This is a genomic window from Devosia sp. (assembly GCF_028290625.1).
Lineage (GTDB): Bacteria > Pseudomonadota > Alphaproteobacteria > Rhizobiales > Devosiaceae > Devosia.
The window spans coordinates 1-4148 of the sequence record NZ_JAQGJM010000056.1 but is presented as its reverse complement, the minus strand read 5'-3'; the positions used below and the strand labels follow the sequence as shown (position 1 = coordinate 4148).

The 4148-nt window shown below is 58.5% G+C and carries 4 protein-coding genes and 1 tRNA gene; 1 reads left to right on the top strand and 4 read right to left on the bottom strand.

Features of this window, described 5'->3' with window-relative positions; translation table 11 throughout:
- A partial coding sequence (locus tag JWR51_RS23915; protein ID WP_299753649.1) for a carotenoid oxygenase family protein occupies positions 1-406 on the bottom strand: 406 nt, incomplete at its 3' end.
- A 14-nt stretch (positions 407-420) separates the two neighbouring features.
- On the bottom strand, positions 421-969 hold the full coding sequence (locus JWR51_RS23910) for a redoxin family protein (RefSeq protein ID WP_299753647.1): 549 nt from the start codon (positions 967-969) through the stop codon (positions 421-423).
- Positions 970-1125: 156 nt separating this feature from the next.
- Between JWR51_RS23910 and JWR51_RS23905 the strand changes: the two genes are divergently transcribed.
- Positions 1126-1203, top strand: a tRNA-Pro gene (locus tag JWR51_RS23905).
- 121 nt (positions 1204-1324) lie between these two features.
- On the opposite strand, the gene JWR51_RS23900 is transcribed toward JWR51_RS23905, so the two are convergent.
- Together JWR51_RS23900 and JWR51_RS23895 are read right to left on the bottom strand one after the other, a co-directional pair.
- Positions 1325-3073: a tryptophan 7-halogenase gene (locus tag JWR51_RS23900; protein WP_299753645.1), complete on the bottom strand. Its 1749-nt coding sequence runs from the start codon at positions 3071-3073 to the stop codon at positions 1325-1327.
- A gap of 226 nt (positions 3074-3299) precedes the next feature.
- Positions 3300-4148 (bottom strand): TIGR03435 family protein (locus JWR51_RS23895; protein ID WP_299753643.1); only part of this gene is annotated, 849 nt, incomplete at its 5' end.

Here is a 4148-nt window from a genome sequence, read left to right as displayed (position 1 = left end):
GGTACACGCTGACGTTCACGGGCGGCTCGAGCATGACGTTGCGGCGCGTGCGGTCGCCCGGGAATGCGGTACCGAAACCGCGGTAAAGGAAGCGGCCGGCGGCGTCTTCTTCCTTCAGCTTTGTGGTCTGCACAAAGCGGTTGGCGAAGTGAACACCCTGGTCAGTGAATCGCAGGCTCACGATCATGCCGTCGCCATCCAGCCAGTGCTTGTATCGCTGGCCGGCACGCTCAAAGCGCGCGGGGCCGTTCACGAAATACGCACCCTTGACCCATGCCGGGATGTGGCCTTCGATGTCTGTGATCTCGTAGGAGTCTTCGATTGCGTCGAAGAAGAAGCAGCACTCGAGAAATGGCGCAGCGTCGAGAGCTTCTTTGATTGCCTCAGCGGCGAGAACTTCAGGCATCATCGTTGTCGCCCTTACAGTGATTTCGGCATGATGTAGTAGACGGACTGAATCGCGCAGCCGAAGCTGGCGGTTTCGGTGCGGCTCACCGGCCGTCCTGCGAGGAAGTCCGCAATCGCGGGTTCGAGGTAGCCGATGTACTCTGTGTCGTCGGGGTACTTGAAGTTGTCCACGGCACCGCGGTAGAGTAGCTTGCCTTCGTTGTCGAGCAGGAAGGCACGAGGGGTTTGCTCGGTGTGCCACTTGCCGGCTGTCTTGCCCTGGGGATCGAGCAGGATCGGGAAGGTAATGCCGCGCTCTTTGGCCGCTTTCTGAACGGACTCGGCCGTTTCACTGTTGCGCGAGGCGAGAACGAGGAAGGCAAGGTCGGGGTGCGCGGCGGGAAATGCGTTGAAGACTTTGTCGTAGCGCACACAGTGCGAACAAGTGCTGGACCAGAAAACGACAACGGCACCCTTCTTACCTGCCAGCGAGGCGTACAGGCTGACTTCTTCACCGCTCAGGGTGCGCAGCGTGAAGTCCGGCAACGCAACTCCAAAACTCTGTTCATTGGTCAGTAACAACGGTGAGAATCCTCCAGGAGCGGTCGAAAACGGGGCGAGCGCAGTGTTCGTTTTGGTTCCATTCTATTGTGTCACCGGAGGGGGGATTGTGTCAGCGGAATGTGACGCAGCGGCCAGTGTTGGTCGGCAGAGCAGCAGGGTGTAGACTAGGTAAATCGGGCTGTGGCGCAGCCTGGCTAGCGCGCTTGCTTGGGGTGCAAGAGGTCGTGGGTTCGAATCCCGCCAGCCCGACCAACCCTTCTTTACAATCAAGAGCCAGGACTTTTCGGGCGAAACGCCCGGGACTCTCAGAATCAAAAAAGCCGGCCGGTTGCACATCGCAACCGGCCGGCTTTTCTTTGTCCTGTGAGTTGTCTTAAACCGGCATGGCCGTTGTGTTTTCCACAAGAGCGCCGATGAACGGCTCCAGCGCAAACGGGTTCAGATTCCAGTCGTAGATATCTTCCGACTGGGTGAACTGCTCGTAGTGAGCCTTCATCATCTCCGGATCGAACTTCGTGTCCTTCAGCTTCAGGCTCTTCACGAAGGCTGCGTTCAGCAGCACTCGCTTGTCGCCCAGAACTGCGGCGTAGCAGTGGGCGTAGATGTAGCGGGCGAACTCGCGCATCCTCTCCACGTGCTTCTCGGTCTGGTCTTCGGCCTCTTCGAGAGTGAGCCCGATCTGGTAGAACAGTGTCTCGGATTCCTTCAGAGGCTGGATGCTGTAGAACTCGATGTTCAGCGGTTCTGAAGGACCTTTAATACCGTTCTCGTGCTTGTACGCGAAGTAGTCGCCCAGGAACTGCTGGACGGACTTGTTGATGGGCCCGAAGATCGCGAAACGCCGCAAGAAGATCTGCATGTACTGGCGATTCGTGAACAACTGGTTGATGAACGGCATCACGTAGAACCCGAAGTAGATCGCAAGTTCCCACGTGTACTTCAGCGTGAAGGTTTCCTGATCGCCGAGAGCGTTGTAGCTGACCTCGTAGGTAGGCACGTACGCTTCGTACATGGCGCGCTCAACCTGCTCCGCCATAGCCACTTTTTCTTCCAACAGATCTTTGTCGTCTGTCAGAATGGCGTCAACAACAAGCGTGTTGTAGATGGCGATCAGATCGCTGCCAGGGCTGTAGAGAGGATCAGTGAAGCGGCCCGATTCCCCGGCCATGGCCCAGCGATGCTTGCTGATGGTCTGCTTACAGTCGTGCGAGTAAGAGATGAAGCGGCCTTCGTCCACCACCTTACGGTTCGGCAGATCTCGGGCAAACATCGGCCAGTCTTTGCAGACCCAGTCGATCATCTTCTTCGCGCTGGAGACTTCCGTCGGGTCCACGGAGGCATGCTCGTAGACCAGGCCCAGGCTGGTGATGCCATGCAGCGGGATGACCCAGAACCAACGGCCTTTGCCGCAGAAGTGGCTGGTGGCGTTGACGAACGGGAAGTTGCCGGTCAGCTGCCGCGAGCGGTCCATCAGAACTTCGGTATGCGTGTGATCGGTGAACTTCTCATAGTTCACCAGGCCCTCAACCCAGCACCAGGTGGACCCGTGCTTGATGGGGCTCTCCTTCTCCAGACCGAGCTTCTTCTTCAGAACCCCGCCGCGGCCGGAACAGTCCACAACCCAGGTGCAGGTGGTTTGACCTTTATTGAAAGCGATGGTGTGCGGTTCGTCGGTTTCGGACAGATTCGTGACGATGTCGCGAACGCCGCCGAGAAACTGGAAGCGCTCGTCTTTCTTCGCCTTTTCCATCATGTGGCGCTCGATATGGTTACGATCCAGCTGGAACGTAGCGATGTTTGAGATCGACTTGATGCTGGAGGACGACACGTCTTCCCAGAAATCGTCACCCGTGCCGGTCTGCCAGTAGAAGCGAAGGTTGTACTTCAAATACTGGTTGACCATGAGGTAATCTTCCAGGTCCAGAATTTTGGAGAAGTAGTAGCCGGAGAGCTGTACCAGTGACTCGCCGACTTTCTGGGTCGGTCGCGGCGGATCGTCCCATTTGTCCACCAGGAGAATCGTCTTCTTGGCGTACTTTAACAGTTGCGTGGAAAGGGCGAGACCGGCGAGGCCCGCCCCAATAATCACGACATCATAGTGTGGTTTCAATTCCTGCGTCACGAGTATCCTCCGGCAGCCGCCCTTCGCGCGATAAGCCGCTTCAATAGTGTGTTCGGCGGGACAGGGCCGTTTCAGCAAGGGACTGATTTCCCCCAGGCTCGGACGGTGTCTCGCGAAGGCAACACCAGCCCACTTCTCACAACTTAAAGCGGATGGTATCACGAGCGACAACTCACTCGCTCGTCGAACAACCAGTTAGATGAAGTACTTCGCGCAGTAAAATTAGTTAATTTTCGGTGGGTTTTTGCTCGATCTGGTCGACCACGATGACCGGCATCGGGCGCTTCCTCGGCTCGAGCTTCAGGCCGAGCTGCTTCTCCACGGCGTCGAAGATCGTCACGGCCCCGGTCGGCTCCGCGGCGGCTGGCATGTCGGCACTGGCTGGCAATGCGTCGCCGCTTCGCCCCGGTCCGCCCACCATCACTGGAAAGTTCTGACCGAAGGTGAGGGAGAAATCCCAGCTCCCGTCCAGAGCCGTCGCATTGAGCACTGGCCAGTTCAGCCAGGGGGCGAAACTCAGCAGCCTTTCGGCGAATTGAGCCATGGTGACGTTCTGGCAGGTGACTAAACGCGAGCCGGGGGCGGCACCGAATGGGGCGTTGGTGTTCCTGCACCAGGTTCGGCTGGCCGGGTCCGCTTTCTTCATCTTTGGCTTGCCCGCAACCAGCGCATACGTCGAGACTGACCGGTCTTCTGTGTGGTATTTCATCTTGAAGCGGTCGACGAGCAGTGAACGCAGCATCGGCGCTACAGATTCCATATCGAGCGGCGGTGCCGATGGTCCCATGGACGGAGCCTGCGCCGTGATGTCGAAGCGGTCCACGTCGGCCCACTTGGGAAGGCCGGCAATCTGTTCGCCGGTGTTCGTGTTGAAGGCCCTCGCGATCAGGAATCGCAGCGGAAATCCCTGCGCGACGAAGCGCCCGCCAGGCTGGATCGCGAAGCGTCCCATCCGGAACTCAGGGCCGGCGGGCTTCACATCGGTCACCTCGAATTCGGTGGGGAGAGGGATGGCGGGCAACTCCTTCAACACCTCAGGCGGGTTGGCGGTCGGAGTTCGGATAACGCTGTCGAC